At 30.1% G+C, this 14,397-nt stretch carries 15 protein-coding genes and 1 other RNA gene; 9 read left to right on the top strand and 7 right to left on the bottom strand.

What is annotated here, in order from left to right; genetic code table 11:
- Positions 1-48: 48 nt before the first annotated feature.
- Positions 49-978 (top strand): ribose-phosphate pyrophosphokinase, encoded by a 930-nt coding sequence (locus L8V82_RS02100; RefSeq protein ID WP_039619082.1) that lies wholly within the window; start codon positions 49-51, stop codon positions 976-978.
- Between the two features lie 119 nt (positions 979-1,097).
- The gene (locus tag L8V82_RS02095) at positions 1,098-1,319 is read left to right on the top strand and encodes a hypothetical protein (RefSeq protein WP_214135152.1); all 222 of its coding nucleotides are present in this window, start codon (positions 1,098-1,100) and stop codon (positions 1,317-1,319) included.
- Between the two features lie 4 nt (positions 1,320-1,323).
- Here the strand turns inward: L8V82_RS02095 and ssrA are convergent.
- Positions 1,324-1,682: a transfer-messenger RNA gene (gene ssrA / locus L8V82_RS02090) on the bottom strand.
- 1 nt (position 1,683) lies between these two features.
- Positions 1,684-2,094, bottom strand: a complete 411-nt coding sequence (locus L8V82_RS02085; protein WP_263723836.1) for a histidine phosphotransferase — start codon at positions 2,092-2,094, stop codon at positions 1,684-1,686.
- Between the two features lie 87 nt (positions 2,095-2,181).
- On the opposite strand from L8V82_RS02085, the gene ruvB reads away from it, so the two are divergent.
- Positions 2,182-3,192: a Holliday junction branch migration DNA helicase RuvB gene (ruvB, locus tag L8V82_RS02080; protein ID WP_039619088.1), complete on the top strand. Its 1,011-nt coding sequence runs from the start codon at positions 2,182-2,184 to the stop codon at positions 3,190-3,192.
- Complete coding sequence (locus L8V82_RS02075) at positions 3,182-4,225, top strand: AI-2E family transporter (RefSeq protein WP_263723835.1); 1,044 nt, start codon at positions 3,182-3,184, stop codon at positions 4,223-4,225. The genes ruvB and L8V82_RS02075 overlap by 11 nt, the downstream gene beginning before the upstream one ends.
- 6 nt (positions 4,226-4,231) lie before the next feature.
- On the opposite strand, the gene L8V82_RS02070 is transcribed toward L8V82_RS02075, so the two are convergent.
- Complete coding sequence (locus L8V82_RS02070; RefSeq protein ID WP_263723834.1) at positions 4,232-5,533, bottom strand: MFS transporter; 1,302 nt, start codon at positions 5,531-5,533, stop codon at positions 4,232-4,234.
- Between the two features lie 76 nt (positions 5,534-5,609).
- Here L8V82_RS02070 and rdgB point away from each other — a divergent pair, with 76 nt between their 5' ends.
- Positions 5,610-6,227, top strand: coding sequence for an RdgB/HAM1 family non-canonical purine NTP pyrophosphatase (gene rdgB / locus L8V82_RS02065; protein WP_263723833.1), 618 nt, complete (start codon positions 5,610-5,612; stop codon positions 6,225-6,227).
- A gap of 24 nt (positions 6,228-6,251) precedes the next feature.
- Here the strand turns inward: rdgB and L8V82_RS02060 are convergent, their stop codons facing one another.
- The 3 genes from L8V82_RS02060 to L8V82_RS02050 are packed head-to-tail and all read right to left on the bottom strand — an operon-like array spanning position 6,252 to position 9,982.
- Positions 6,252-8,717: an efflux RND transporter permease subunit gene (locus L8V82_RS02060; protein WP_263723832.1), complete on the bottom strand. Its 2,466-nt coding sequence runs from the start codon at positions 8,715-8,717 to the stop codon at positions 6,252-6,254.
- A complete protein-coding gene (locus L8V82_RS02055) occupies positions 8,717-9,286 on the bottom strand; it encodes an ABC transporter substrate-binding protein (RefSeq protein ID WP_263723831.1) in 570 nt (189 codons plus the stop codon). The genes L8V82_RS02060 and L8V82_RS02055 overlap by 1 nt, the downstream gene beginning before the upstream one ends.
- A gap of 9 nt (positions 9,287-9,295) precedes the next feature.
- Positions 9,296-9,982, bottom strand: a complete 687-nt coding sequence (locus tag L8V82_RS02050; protein ID WP_263672312.1) for a VacJ family lipoprotein — start codon at positions 9,980-9,982, stop codon at positions 9,296-9,298.
- 220 nt (positions 9,983-10,202) lie between these two features.
- Here L8V82_RS02050 and modA point away from each other — a divergent pair, with 220 nt between their 5' ends.
- The 4 genes from modA (at position 10,203) to L8V82_RS02030 (ending at position 12,688) form a co-directional block, all read left to right on the top strand.
- Positions 10,203-10,949: a molybdate ABC transporter substrate-binding protein gene (modA, locus tag L8V82_RS02045; protein ID WP_263723830.1), complete on the top strand. Its 747-nt coding sequence runs from the start codon at positions 10,203-10,205 to the stop codon at positions 10,947-10,949.
- A complete protein-coding gene (locus L8V82_RS02040; RefSeq protein WP_263665390.1) occupies positions 10,946-11,335 on the top strand; it encodes a hypothetical protein in 390 nt (129 codons plus the stop codon). The genes modA and L8V82_RS02040 overlap by 4 nt, the downstream gene beginning before the upstream one ends.
- Positions 11,329-12,183, top strand: a complete 855-nt coding sequence (locus L8V82_RS02035) for a sulfate/molybdate ABC transporter ATP-binding protein (RefSeq protein WP_263723829.1) — start codon at positions 11,329-11,331, stop codon at positions 12,181-12,183. The genes L8V82_RS02040 and L8V82_RS02035 overlap by 7 nt, the downstream gene beginning before the upstream one ends.
- 190 nt (positions 12,184-12,373) lie before the next feature.
- The gene (locus tag L8V82_RS02030; RefSeq protein ID WP_087700472.1) at positions 12,374-12,688 is read left to right on the top strand and encodes a DMT family transporter; all 315 of its coding nucleotides are present in this window, start codon (positions 12,374-12,376) and stop codon (positions 12,686-12,688) included.
- Positions 12,689-12,698: 10 nt separating this feature from the next.
- On the opposite strand, the gene L8V82_RS02025 is transcribed toward L8V82_RS02030, so the two are convergent.
- Complete coding sequence (locus L8V82_RS02025; RefSeq protein ID WP_263723828.1) at positions 12,699-14,351, bottom strand: 4Fe-4S dicluster domain-containing protein; 1,653 nt, start codon at positions 14,349-14,351, stop codon at positions 12,699-12,701.
- Positions 14,352-14,397 lie beyond the last annotated feature (46 nt).

Genomic DNA, 14,397 nt, shown 5'->3' with positions numbered 1-14,397 from the left:
TTTAAAAAACTTTTTATATCATCACAAAAAACTTTCTAAGGCTTATATATGCGTGGATATAAAATATTTTCTGGTTCAGCAAATGAGGAATTTGCTAAAAAAATCTCAAAATACCTTTCACTACCTCTAAGCAATGCAGGTGTGAAGCGTTTTAGCGATGGTGAAATTAGCATTCAAATAGATGAAAGCGTGCGTGGTAAAGATGTATTTATCATACAAAGTACTTGTGCTCCAACAAATGATAATCTAATGGAACTTTTAATCATGACAGATGCATTGCGTCGCTCAAGTGCAAGCTCTATCACAGCTATCATCCCTTATTTTGGTTATGCTAGACAAGATAGAAAAGCAAGCCCTAGGGTGCCTATTACTGCAAAATTAGTAGCAAATCTTATAGAATCAGCAGGAGTAGATAGAGTAGCTACCATAGATTTACATGCTGGACAAATTCAAGGCTTTTTTGATATACCTGTGGATAATCTTTATGGAAGTATTATTTTTAATGATTATATTAAAAATAAAAACTATAAAAACCCTATCATCGCAAGTCCTGATATAGGCGGTATAGCAAGAGCTAGAAGCGTAGCAAAAGCTTTAGGACTTGATATAGTTATAGTAGATAAAAGACGCGAAAAAGCTAACGAAAGCGAAGTGATGAATGTCATCGGTGATGTAAAAGATAAAGAAGTGATTTTAGTAGATGATATCATCGATACAGCAGGAACCATAGTAAAAGCTGCTGAAGTATTTAAAAGCAAAGGCGCAAAGTCAGTTATAGCTTGCTGTACCCACCCTGTACTTAGCGGTGTAGCTTATGAAAGAATAGCTAAAGATGCGCTTGATGAGCTAGTAGTAACTGATACTATACCTTTAAAACAACAAATGGATAAAATCAAAGTCCTAAGCGTAGCACCTATTTTTGGCGAGGTAATACGCAGAGTTTATCACAATGAAAGCGTGAATTCTTTATTTGTATAAATTCTTTGCAAGAATTATCTTGCAAAGAAAATCTAAACTTCAAATAATTCTACAATTTTATATTAATTAAAACTATATTTTGCTATAATTAATAAATTATTATTAATTAAGGAGCTATTATGATTAAAAATTTAATCTTAAATTTTGGTAGAACTATACTTGATATAGCGGCTGCATTAAGCTTTATTATAGCGATTATTTATTCTATTGCGCTGATGTTTACTCTAGGATTTATAGTAGGTCTAGTAACACTTATTGGATCTTTAGTTGCGATATTTTTAAGCTTTTTTGTAATTTATCTTGTCATAGATATAAGAGATGCACTAGTTAATAAAAACTAATTACTGGTGGAGACGAGGGGAATTGAACCCCTGTCCAAAAATAAAACAACCACGGCATCTACATGCTTAGCAAAGGTGAAAATTTCATCTAGCCAAACTCACCTTCCAAAATTTCAAGCTAGACTAAGACTTTAACTTCAATCAAAACTTGTCAAATTTCAATCTACACTATCAAAAATGACCAAATTCTAAGCTAGATAGTATCACTTAAAATTCAGGCTCAACTGAACTTACGCAGCTTTAGCGTAAGCAGGAGCAAATTTAACGTTGTTTGCGTTTAATTTTAATTTGAGCTTTATACGCTTTGCTCAAAGCGACATGCCACCAAGGCCACTCTACTCCTGTCGAAGCCAAGTCGTCCCCATTATTTAGAAATTTTATCAGGAACATTTGCAATTTGAGGGTTAAATACGCTTAAAAAAGAAGCATTTTTTTCATAATCACTGCAATATCTATCAAGCTGCTCACCCACTAAAAACATCCAATCCACAAATTCATCGCTAGCAGGACCATCAAATTTAGCTGCTTCTTGCATAATTTCCTCACAGAATATGCAAAAATTTGCAATCTCATCTAAATTTAATCTTTTAGCAGCCCAAACCACATTGTGGATATTTTGCTCTAAGTCTTTTAAAGCTTCTTTGTATTTTGAGCTATCACTGCTTAGCTTTACTATCAAAGGCTCTAAAACATCGCAAAGACTTCTAAAAAAATACAAAAAACGCTCGATTTCTTCAAGCTCGTAATCTAACTCTAATTGCTCTAAAATTCCCATAAAAACTTCTATAATCTAAGTTTAAATGTTTATTTTAGCAAATTTTAGATAAAATTAAAATTTCTTACAAAATAAAATGGAAAAAATATGGATAGAATCGTAGAGATTGAAAAATTCTCCCCTGATGAAACTTATGAAACAAGCCTTAGACCTTCAAATTTTGACGGCTACATAGGACAAGAAAACATTAAAAAAAATTTAGAAATTTTCATCAAAGCTGCTAAAAAAAGAAATGAATGTCTAGATCATATCCTTTTTAGTGGGCCTGCAGGACTTGGTAAAACAACTTTAGCAAACATTATCTCATATGAAATGAATGCAAATATCAAAACCACCGCTGCGCCCATGATAGAAAAAAGCGGGGATTTAGCTGCGATTTTAACTAATCTTAGCGAGGGAGATATTTTATTTATCGATGAAATTCATCGCTTAAGCCCTGCCATAGAAGAAGTGCTTTACCCTGCTATGGAGGATTTTCGTCTTGATATCATCATCGGCAGTGGACCTGCTGCACAAACAATCAAAATCGATTTGCCCAAATTTACTCTAATAGGTGCTACTACAAGAGCAGGTATGCTAAGCAATCCTTTACGCGATCGCTTTGGTATGCAATTTCGCTTGGAATTTTATAAAAATGAAGAACTTGCTATCATTTTAGAAAAAGCAGCTCTAAAGCTTAATAAAACTTGTGAAAAAAAAGCTTCTTTAGAAATAGCCAAACGCAGTCGCTCAACCCCAAGGATTGCATTAAGATTACTTAAGCGTGTAAGAGACTTTGCTGATGTAAATGATGAAGAAATTATTAGCGAAAAAAGAGCTAAAGAAGCGCTTGATTCTTTAGGGGTAAATGAGCTTGGTTTTGACGCGATGGATTTGCGGTATTTAGAGCTTTTAACTGAAGCTAAAAGAAAACCTATAGGACTTTCTAGTATAGCTGCAGCATTAAGTGAGGATGAAAACACCATAGAAGATGTGATAGAGCCATATTTACTAGCAAATGGCTATATAGAAAGAACAGCCAAAGGTCGTATTGCGAGCTTAAAAAGTTTTGATGTTTTAAAATTAAAATACAACAAGGGTTTATTTGATGAAAAGTAGTAATTTTTTCTTGATTAGTTTTATTTTAATCATTTTATTTTGGGTACTTTTTTTATTTAAACCTTTTTTGATGAATATAGCCATAGCAAGCTTAATGGCTGTTTCTACTTCTAATGTTAATGTTAAATTCTTAAATATATTCAAAGGTAAAAAAGTCGTTGCTGCAGCAGCTACTACTGCTTTTATGCTGGCTTTATTTTTTATACCTTTTGTATATGCTATTATAGAGCTAGCAAAGGCTGCAAAAGGTTTTGATATAAGCTATTTTCACAATACCATAGAATATTTTAAAAATTATTCTTTACACCTACCTGAATCTTTAAGTTTTATAGAACCCAAAATCAAAGAAGCACTAGCAAGTATTGACTTAAATTCTATCTCTAAAAATGTTTTAACCTATCTTTCAAGCGCAACTAAATTTGGCACTAAATTTCTAACTGATATGGTGTTAATTTGTGTGTTTTATTTCTTTGCTAATCTGTATGGAGCCCAACTCATTGGCTATATCAAAAGCATAGTGCCTATGAAAAAAGAAGAAACTCAAGGCATTTTAAGTGAAGTGAGCAATGTAATGTCTGTGGTGTTTTATTCTATGGTGCTAAATGCCATTTTACAAGGGGTGCTTTTTGCTATTATTACTAAATTTTATGGTTATGATGCGATTTTAATGGGGATATTATTTTGCTTTAGCTCTTTAATCCCTGTGGTAGGTGGGGCCTTAGTTTATGTGCCTGTCTCTTTATATGAATTTGCAAATAACAATCTAAGTGGCGCTTTAGTGATTTTCATTTATAGCGTGGTGATGATATCTTTTATCGCAGATACTTTAGTAAAGCCTTACATCATTAAATGGATCAATGAAAAACTTGTTCAAATTCCAACACAAATTAACGAACTTTTAATTTTCTTTGCGATGATAGCAGGAATTTCAAGTTTTGGCTTTTGGGGTATTATCCTTGGACCTGCTATTTTAACTTTCTTTATTTCTACTTTAAAATTATATGTAATTTTAAAAGAAAAGCATTTTGTATAAAGGCGATTATTTTTCAATAATCGCTAAAATTTCTTCTTCGCTTGTAAGTTTTTTGTTGTATTTAATCACTAAAAATTTAGAGTTTTTATACACATCTAAAACTCCATTTATGCCTTTAATATTATTTAAATCATGTTTTGTTTCTAAAGATAAATAGACATTTTTAAAATCTGCTGGACTTTGTAAAAACAAAAGCAACACAAACCAAATCAAAGACAAAGCTATCAAAATAAAAGCAAGAGCAACTAAACTAAAATGGTGTAAAAAATACCCTCCAACAACACCACCTAAAAAGCTTCCAAAATAGCCAAAAGCATTAAACACACCCAAAGCTGCGCCTTTTTCATTTACCTTAGCAAATTTACTCGCACAGCTTTGCATAATAGGCTCATGTAAATTAAATCCTATAAAAAACACTACAACACCCACCATAAACACTAAAGCATTATGCGAAAAAGCAAATATAATATAAGCTATGATAAAAAACGCCACACCTAAAAGCAATATCTCTTTACTTAAGCCTCTTTTTTCTCCCAAAGATCCTGATAAACCCATAGCTAAAAACCCAAGCACCATAGAACTAACATAAACATGCCATAAATTCTCACTTGGGTAATTAAACTCATGTACTAAAACCAAAGGAATACTTAAAAACGCAATACTCATAAGCATTTTTTGCATACAATTAGTAAGATTCATCAAAGCTAAGTTTTTTTCTTTTAAAAGTTTTTTTAATGGGGTTTTAGTATTTTCATGTACTATTGTATGCTCTTTTGGCACAACGCTAAATAAAAGCACGATACAAATTAAACTCAAAATAGCACTTAAATCAAACAAACTTGAAAGTCCAAATTTAGCACTCATTAAAGGAGAAAGCACCAAAGAAGCTGCAAAAGAAAGTCCTATAAATGAACCCATGATAGCCATAGCCTTACCGCGATTTTCTTCATTGATAAAATCACTTATCATAGCAGTAGCTACTGCTCCTATGGCTCCTGCTCCTTGTAAAAGCCTTCCAAACATCATCGTATAAATATCATCAGCATATGAACATACCAAAGAACCTATGATAAACACCACAAGTCCTATTAGCATAGTTTTTTTACGTCCTATTTTATCTGAAATGATTCCAAAAGGAACTTGCAATGCCATTTGAGTTAGAGCATACACACCTACTAAAAGCCCTACTAAAAACTCATTGGCTCCTTTTAAATTTAAAGCATATAAACTTAAAACCGGCAAAACTATAAACAATCCAAAAAATCTAGTTCCTACAATAAAAGACAAAGGTAAAACGGTTTTTAACATCTTTTCTCCTTATAAAGGATAATTTTACTATGATTTTGATAAACTTTTTTTAAAGTCAAAACAAAAAGAGTAATTTATGAAGAAAAAATTAAAAATCATTCTAGCAACTTCTAACGCACACAAAGTAGAAGAAATCAAAAAATTTTTAACTACTTATGAAATTTATGCCTTAAATGAAATCATCACCCCTTTTGAAGTCATCGAAGATGGCACAAGTTTTAAAGAAAATGCTTTGATAAAATCTAAAGCTATTTTTAATGCTTTAGGCAAAAAGCAAGATGAATTTATCACCTTAAGTGATGATAGTGGTATAAGCGTAGAGGCTTTAGACAATGCACCAGGGATTTTTTCTGCAAGATACTCTCAAGAAGGCACTGATGAGGCCAATAGAAACAAGCTCATCCAAGCCTTACATGAAAAAAATCTACATCAAAGCAAAGCTTTTTACACTGCAGCCATAGCCATAAGCTCAAAATATGGACATTTTAGTACGCATGGATATATGCATGGCCTTGCTATTGATACTCCAAGGGGTAATAATGGCTTTGGATATGATCCTTTATTTATCCCAAAAGGTTTTGATAAAACCTTGGGCGAATTAGATGAACAAGTAAAATTAAAAATTTCACACCGCTCACAAGCACTAATGTTTGCTACTTATATTTTAAGAGTATTAGAAAAAATGGAGTATTAATGAAACAATTTATAAAATATATGCTTATTGCTTTTGGGCTTTATGTGATTTGGATGTTGCTTTATTATAATTTTGCTTAAGATAATGATAGCTTAAAATAAAACTTGGCAATAAAAAAAGCGAACCAAACAAAAGCAAACTCATAGCTAAAACTGTAAGCAAGCCAAAATAAATCGTTGGGATAAAATTACTACTAATCATCACTAAAAAGCCTAAAATAATCGTAACACTAGTATAATAAATCGCACTTCCTATACCCATATGTGAAGCTTTTATAGCCTCTTCTAAGCTTTTATGTTTTAATTCTTCTTTAAAACGATGAATATAATGTATCATATCATCAACCCCTATTCCTATACAAATAGCAGCTATGGTAATGCTCATAACATCGAGTGGTATATTTAAAATACCCATTAAGCCAAATACTAAAGCCAAAGGTATGAGATTAGCTAAAATCGCCACAAAAGCATAAACAAAACTTCTAAAAATCACCACAAACAAAGCAAAAATCACAAGCACCACAAAGGCTAAAGTGTCAAATTGTGATGAAAAAAGACTTTGAAGCATATTATTATACAAAGGCATAATACCACTGATTTTAACCTCTACATTATCATTTTGCAAAAGTTCTTTTAAGTCTTTTTCAAGCTGTTTTAAAAAAGCATCGCGTCTTAAATTTGGATCACTATCTAGCATACGCACGCTAAATCGCAACTCATTATTTTCTACATTTACAAAAGGGGTTAAAACTTGCTTTTTAAAATTCTCATCTAAATTTTCATATAAAAACGCTAAGGCAAAATCATCTAAAGCCTTGCCATTATTAATGCTTTTTCCAAGCTCTAGCAAACTTTGTAAGCTAAGCACAGAGCCTACATATTTTTGCTTACTTAAAAACTCATGAACCTTAGCAGCTATTCTTGTTTTTTCACTACTAAAAAAATACCTATCATCTTTGGCCAAATCATCAAATTCTTGTTCAAACTCATCTAAACTTTCATTTTGTTTTAGATCTTGCTTAAACTTAACAATCACATCTAAAGGCATAGTTCCGCCTAGTTCTTTATCTATAATCAATAAACCTTGTTTAATCCTAGAACTATCTTTAAAATAACTCACAAAGCTATTTTCTACTTTAATTTGTAAAATTCCATACAAAGCAAAAGCCACACAAAATAAACTTATGCCATAGATAACTTTTCTATGTTTTAAACTTACATTTGCACAAAAACTTAAAAATTTTAACGGATTTTGATTAAGCTCTTTAAAATTTAAACGCGGCATTAGTACCAAAATACTTGCAAAATAAATATAAGCTAAAATCAAACTCACACTGATACCAAGACTCATCATAATACCAAGTTTGATAATAGGCTCAATATCTGAAAAGACAAAACTTAAAAACCCAACAACTGTGGTTAAAATAGCAAAAAAACTAGGACTTGCTTTATCAAGTAAGGTTGAGAGTAAAAGCTTATAAACGCTAGCTTTTGGGTGTTTGTGTAAATTTTCTATAAAATGCACGATTAAGTGTATCACAACAGAAACAGTGATAATAAGCACTAAAGCTACATAGTTTGAAGACACTACGGTAATATCAAAGCCCAAAAGTGCGAAAATCCCGCTTGAAGTAAAAAGCGAAACCACACAAATTCCCAAAGCCAAAAACACCAAACGCAAAGAGCCAAAAAACCACCAAAGTGCTATAAATAAAAGTCCTATTAAACTAAGACCATAAATTTTTAAATCACTTTTTACATAATTAATCATATCATTAGCGATCATTTCTACACCGCCAAGGTGCAAAAAGTCTCCATTTTGACTATACTTAGATACTATTTTAGTAATTTCTTCTAATCTTTTTGCGCTAAATTCTCTTGAATTTTCTTGGTGTTTTTTAATCAAGACTCTAAAATGCTCTTTTTCATTTTCACTTTTTGCATTATCTCTTGAATTAATCAAGTCATTATAAACAAGATCAGGCGCTAGATAAATCAAAATTCCTGTTGTTTTTCCATCTTTTGAGATGATATTATTTTTATAAAAGGGTTGGTTTAAAATTTCTTTTTTAGCTAGATTAATATCCACATCTTGACTAAAAATATTAGGTATATTTTGGATAAGCTCTTTTAATTCTTTACCTTTAGAACTTGCAAGTAAAGGCGCATTAGTGATAGAAAATACCTTTTGCACACCATTGATTTTTTCTAAATCAAGAGTTAAATTTTTTATAGTTTCTAAATTTTCTTTAGCAAAAATATCTTTATCTTTAGGAGCAAAAGCAAGCATTAAAAAATTATCATTGCCATAACGTGCTGAAACTTCTCTATATAGCTTCAAACCCTCATCATGCTCTAAAAGCAAGCTTTCAGCACTTGCATCAACACTTAAATTTTTAGCAAAAAAACTAAAAAATATACAAAAGATTAAAGTAATCCCCAAAGTTAGCTTTGGGAAATTAAGAAAGATTTTTAAAATTTTACTTAGCATTATTTAGAAAAATCAACACTAGAAAGCTTTTCAAGCAAGGTTTTAAAATCGCCATTTTGTAAGACATCTTTAAATTGTGAGCGATAAGTTTGTATGATACTTATACCAAAAATATCTACATCATAAATTTGCCAATCATTATTTTTATCATAAAATTTAAAAATTACAAAATTTTCTTTGCCATCTACTATCATAGAAGTTTTTAAAAAGGCTCTTTTATTTTTTTCTTCTAAATTAATCACTTCTAATTTTTGAGAATCATACAAAGCAAGCTTATCTGTGAAACTTTTTTTAAGGTTTTTTTCAAAAGCTTTGTTAAATTCATTTTTTTCATTTTCACTTAATTTTTCATATCTTGTAGAAAGACTAAGTTTAGCCATAAGCTCATAATCAAAAACACCATCAAATAAAGCAAAAATTTTTTCCGCTGCTTTGGTTTTATCGTTTTTATTTTGATCTAAAATTTTTAAGCTCTCATCAATTTTTTCTTGCATGGTTTTAGAAATATCTTGCAAATTTAGAGCAAAAACAAATACTACACTAAAAAATAATACTATGATTTTTTTCATTTTATCTCCTTATTTGATGAGTTCTTGGCGTCTTTGTTCATACGCATCGCGTATAAAAGTATAATAATCTACACTATTTTGGTAAATATCATCTATTTTTTCATACTCAAAACTTAATTCATTAAGTTTTAATGCAGCATTTACACCCACACCAACCCAAAAATTCTCAATATACCCCTCAGGCACCATAAACCAATTTACAGGCAAAGCCAAAGCATCTCTTACATTATAAGGACCTAAAAGCGGAAGCACTAGGTGTGGTCCACTGCCCACTCCCCATTTACCCAAAGTCGTTCCAAAATCAGCCTCATAACTTTTTAAAGGAGTTTTACTTGCACTATCTAACAAACCAAATCCAAAAATCACATTCACACAAAATCTTCCAAATTCCTCGCCAGCTTTTCTAAATTCTAAACTTAAAAGGTGATTGATAAATCTAAAAGGCGATCTTGTGGTATCAAAAGCATTTTTTACCCCTGTTCTTATAAAACTTGGAGTAATACTTTTATAAGAAAGTGCAACCGGTCTTAAAAAATAAGTATAAAGATCATAATTAAACTTACTCATAGCTTTATTATAGGTATAAAAGCTATCTTTGACTTCTTTTTTTTGATATTCTTGTTCAAAATCTTCAAAGTCATTTGCTAAAATCAAAGTGTTAAAAAATAAACACAAACTTAGTATGTATTTTAACAAGCTTTTTCCTTTTAAAATTTCATAAATTAAAATCTTAAATTATACAAAAATTAAAATAAATTTTTACATTAAAATGCTTTTAAAATATTCTTTAAAAAAATTAAAATTTTTTATTTGCTTATGAAATAAGTCTTAGAAAATATGCAAAAAATACAAATTTATTTTTGCTTTTAAAAATAAGCTATAATTTTTTCAAAATTTACTACTAAAAGGATAAAAAATGAAAAAAATTTTCACCCTACTTTTTTTGTGCATTTTTGGTTATAGCGCTGATGTAAATATCGCTGCAGCTGCAAATGTAGCTTATGCTTTTAAAGCCTTGCAAAAAGAATTTCAAAAAGAAAACCCTGATATTAGTATCAATGTAAGCTTAGGCGCTAGTGGAAATTTAGTCTCACAAATTAAAAATGGAGCGCCATTTGATATATTTATGGCTGCAAATATGAAATTTGCACAAAGCTTATATGATGATAATTTTGCTAGTACAAAACCTGTTATTTATGCTCAAGGAGCTTTGGCTTTACTCAGTGTTAGAATGGATTTAAGCAAAGGATTAGACACACTTAAAGAAGAAAAAATAAAAATCATCACCATAGCTAATCCCAAAGCTGCTCCTTATGGTCAAGCTAGTATAGAAACTTTACAAAATGCTAAAATTTATGAGCAAACAAAAGCTAAAATCATCGAAGCAAAATCCATAGGAGAAGCACTTACTCAAACATTAAAAGCAGCCGATGTGGGTTTTATAGCAGCAAGTGCTTTATATGAAGATACACTAAAATCTTATAAACTCCAAGAAGGAAAAAATTATATTTTAATCGATCCAAATCTTTATGAGCCAATCAATCAAGGTATTATCATCACTTCTTATGGTAAAGATAATGCCAAAGCTAAGAAATTTTATGATTTTATTTTAAGCAAAAAGGCTAAGGAAATTTTCAAAGCTTATGGCTATAATATCCCATGATTAAAGCTAAAATAAACACTATAAAAAATCATGAAAATATAAACTGGGTAGAATTTCTTATAAAAAAACATAAATTATTTATGCTTGCTTTAGAACTTGATGAAAAAGCAAGCATTAATCAAGAAGTTTTGCTTGCTTTTAAAAGTAGCGAATGCCTGCTTAGTAAAAAAAATTTAGAAAACTCATTTTTAAATACCTTTTATGCAAAAATCATTGATATTTTTCAAGGACAAATCATCACTATCGTAAGATTAGAAAATGAAATTTGCACTTTCGAAGCTCAAATTAGCACCCATGAGTTTTTAGAGCAAAATTATCAAAAAAATGATTTTGTATTTGCTTATGTACATCCTAGTGCTTTATTTATCAAAGAGTATTTATGCTAAAACTTGACTTTGAAAAAATCTTTAAAAATAAAGAAAAAGAATTTAAACTTAATGTTAAATTTGAAGTTAAAGAAGGGGATTTTTGTGCTATTTTTGGAAAAAGTGGTAGTGGTAAAACTACGCTTTTGAGAATTTTAGCAGGTTTTGAAAAAGCACAAGGAATTTGCACTTTTAATAATACGATATTTTTTGATGATAAAAACTTTCTAAGTCCACAAAAAAGAAAGCTTGGCTTTGTTTTTCAAGATTATGCTTTATTTGAAAATATGAATGTAGAGCAAAACTTACTTTTTGCCAAAAAAGATCTAAAATTTGCTAATGAACTTTTAGAACTTTTAGATTTAAGCAAACACAAAAAAAGTCATATTTTAGAACTAAGCGGGGGACAAAAACAACGCGTAGCTTTAGCAAGAGCCATTATGCAAAAACCCAAACTTTTACTTTTAGATGAGCCATTTAGCGCCTTAGATGATGAGATAAAACTACACTTGCATGATTATCTTTTAAATATACATAAAACTTATAAAATCACTACTATTTTAATCAGCCATGATGTAAGTGAAGTTTATAAACTAGCCAATAAAGTCATCATTTTAGAAAATGGAACTATCATTAAAGAAGGCTCACCTAATGAAGTTTTTTTAAAGACACAAGGCTCACAAAAATTTGCTATAAAAGCACGCATTTTAAAACTACAAAAACAAGATAGCATATTTATAGCCATACTTGCCATAGGTAATCAAATCAGTCAAGTAGCACTAAGCCCTTTAGAAGCTAAAGATTTCAAAGAAAATGATGAAGTGCTTTTAAGTCAAAAAGCTTTTGCGCTAAATTTAACTAAGATATAAAAAACAATGCTAAAATAAGATAAATTATTGCAAGGTTATAAATGACTTATGGATTTTTTATCTTAAAATTTTATACTAGCTTATGGACAAAATGGAAGATAAAAACTGCATATGGTTATTTTTTCTACGCCATAGCTCCACCTTTTATCCTTTTGTAGTTTCATTTTTAATTAATTTAAAAGGATATAAAATGCATTGGTTAGTATTAGCAATTAGTATAGTTTTTGAAGTGATTGCAACAAGCTCGATGAAGTATGCAAGCATAAGTAAAAATAATCTTTATTTAATCGTTTTTGCGGTGTTTTTTTCATTTTCTTTAGTAGGTTTATTTTATGCTTTGAAAAAAATTGATTTAAGTATAGCTTATGCAACTTGGGCAGGTTGTGGTTTGGCATTAGTTAGTGTGGTGGGATTTTTAATCTTTAAAGAAGCAATTACTCTTAATAAAATCATTTTTATTATTTTAATCATCACTGGAGTGGTGGGATTAAAACTTAGTGCTTAAGCCTTTTGGCTTAAAGCACATTCATACTTTGTATCATTACTTTTGCTTTACATTCAGCACAGCAATATAGTGTTTTTATCTTAGCTTCATCACCCATAAATCTTGGCTTCATAATGCTAGCGATTTTCTCAATAGCTTTTTTAGTAGCAAATTCTTTTCCACACTCTACACAGGCAAAAAGTTCATCTTGGGCTAAAACCATAAAAGAAAAATACTCTTTTTCTAAATCTATCCCACTTCTTTGAAGCATTAAAGTATCTTTTTCAGCACAACTTGCCTCACAATATCCACAGGTAGTACATAAGCTTGCATTAAATTTCAAAGAATTATCCTTAGTATCAGCTACTAAAGCTCCTACATTACAAGCTCCCACGCAAGACAGACATAAGGTACAGGTATCTGTATTGATAGTGATTTTTCCATAGCGTATCCATTCTTTGCTTGGGATATTGCCTAAATTTTCTTCTTTTATAAGCTCTCTTAATCTTATAGCAAAATCTTCTCTTTTTAAAAGTGCAGGATTATAAGATATAAATTTAAGATTTTCTATAAAATGTGCTTGATTTATAGCCTCCAAAAGTTCTTTTTCATCTTTAGCTAGAAAAATTGCATTTTGTTTAAATTTTCTTTGAAAAATTTCATTCATCAAAGCTATCACTTCTAAAGCACCTTGCGATAAGCCATCACTATAAAAAACCACACTCGCACCACTTGTTTGAAGCATAGCTAAAAAATGCGCTTGATCAAGATAGTTTTCGCCTTTAATCATAAAAGGCATTACATCTTCTTTTAAAGTGATATTTAAATTTTCTATAGACATTTTCTCAGGGATTATTAAAATGATTTTATCTTCATAAAATTTTAAAATTTCATAAAAGCTATTACGTGGCATAGGTGCATAATCAAGCGCCCCGCTAGGACAAATCCCCACACAATCACCACAGCTTAAACAATCTACATGAGAAAATTCTAATTTTCTTTGCTCATCATCTTTTAAAATAGCTACACTAGGACAAATTTCAGCACATTTTCCACAATGAACACTTCTTCTTTCATGGTATTGACAAATGCTATCATCATAACTAATATAATTTCTAAATTTATATTTTGGAGAATTAGAATTTAAAAGTTTTATAATTTCTTCTTGACTTAAAGTAGTTAAATCATAGCAACCACTTTGTTGATCAAAACTTTCTTTTTTTACATCATATAAGAAAAAATCACAATCAATCTCTACTTGCTCATTATCTTTTAAAGCTATCACGCAAAGCTCGCCCACGCAACCTAAAACACCCAAGCATTGCTCATTACTTAGTTTTAAAACCTTGTATTCTTGTTTTTTTAAACTTTCTATAAGCTCATTTTGATCCTCATTGCTTACAATAATTACATTTTTACCCACTTCTTTGGTGTATTCCAAATCAAGTCCTAAATCATAAACTTTAGATCTAATCTTATATAAAGACTCAATAGTTTTAGCTTTTTTTAGCACATCATCTTGTGAGTTTTTAAGGTAAAAATTAATCTCAGGTGCATAAACCTCAGGGTTTAAAAGCTTTGAATTTCCTATAAAAACTTCTTCATTACAGGCTTTTTGAACTATACTAATATCATCACTTAAAGGAATTAAATCTTCATTTTCTAAAAATACAAAATCTTTCATAACACTCTCTTTTAAATTTTTTAATCTTAATTATATAAATTTCATT

Source organism: Campylobacter sp. IFREMER_LSEM_CL2151 (genome assembly GCF_025771725.1).
Lineage (GTDB): Bacteria > Campylobacterota > Campylobacteria > Campylobacterales > Campylobacteraceae > Campylobacter_D > Campylobacter_D lari_C.
The sequence above is the reverse complement of the archived record's forward strand: the minus strand, read 5'-3'. Positions and strand labels throughout refer to the sequence as shown.

Bases quoted from the DNA above. Each gene is read 5' to 3' on its own strand.
- modA (WP_263723830.1), top strand. From the start codon at position 10,203: ATGAAAAAAATTTTCACCCTACTTTTTTTGTGCATTTTTGGTTATAGC.
- L8V82_RS02095 (WP_214135152.1), top strand. From the start codon at position 1,098: ATGATTAAAAATTTAATCTTAAATTTTGGTAGAACTATACTTGATATA.
- rdgB (WP_263723833.1), top strand. From the start codon at position 5,610: ATGAAGAAAAAATTAAAAATCATTCTAGCAACTTCTAACGCACACAAA.
- L8V82_RS02035 (WP_263723829.1), top strand. From the start codon at position 11,329: ATGCTAAAACTTGACTTTGAAAAAATCTTTAAAAATAAAGAAAAAGAA.
- L8V82_RS02030 (WP_087700472.1), top strand. From the start codon at position 12,374: ATGCATTGGTTAGTATTAGCAATTAGTATAGTTTTTGAAGTGATTGCA.
- L8V82_RS02025 (WP_263723828.1), bottom strand. From the start codon at position 14,351: ATGAAAGATTTTGTATTTTTAGAAAATGAAGATTTAATTCCTTTAAGT.
- L8V82_RS02085 (WP_263723836.1), bottom strand. From the start codon at position 2,094: ATGGGAATTTTAGAGCAATTAGAGTTAGATTACGAGCTTGAAGAAATC.
- L8V82_RS02060 (WP_263723832.1), bottom strand. From the start codon at position 8,717: ATGCTAAGTAAAATTTTAAAAATCTTTCTTAATTTCCCAAAGCTAACT.
- L8V82_RS02100 (WP_039619082.1), top strand. From the start codon at position 49: ATGCGTGGATATAAAATATTTTCTGGTTCAGCAAATGAGGAATTTGCT.
- ruvB (WP_039619088.1), top strand. From the start codon at position 2,182: ATGGATAGAATCGTAGAGATTGAAAAATTCTCCCCTGATGAAACTTAT.
- L8V82_RS02040 (WP_263665390.1), top strand. From the start codon at position 10,946: ATGATTAAAGCTAAAATAAACACTATAAAAAATCATGAAAATATAAAC.
- L8V82_RS02070 (WP_263723834.1), bottom strand. From the start codon at position 5,533: ATGTTAAAAACCGTTTTACCTTTGTCTTTTATTGTAGGAACTAGATTT.
- L8V82_RS02055 (WP_263723831.1), bottom strand. From the start codon at position 9,286: ATGAAAAAAATCATAGTATTATTTTTTAGTGTAGTATTTGTTTTTGCT.
- L8V82_RS02075 (WP_263723835.1), top strand. From the start codon at position 3,182: ATGAAAAGTAGTAATTTTTTCTTGATTAGTTTTATTTTAATCATTTTA.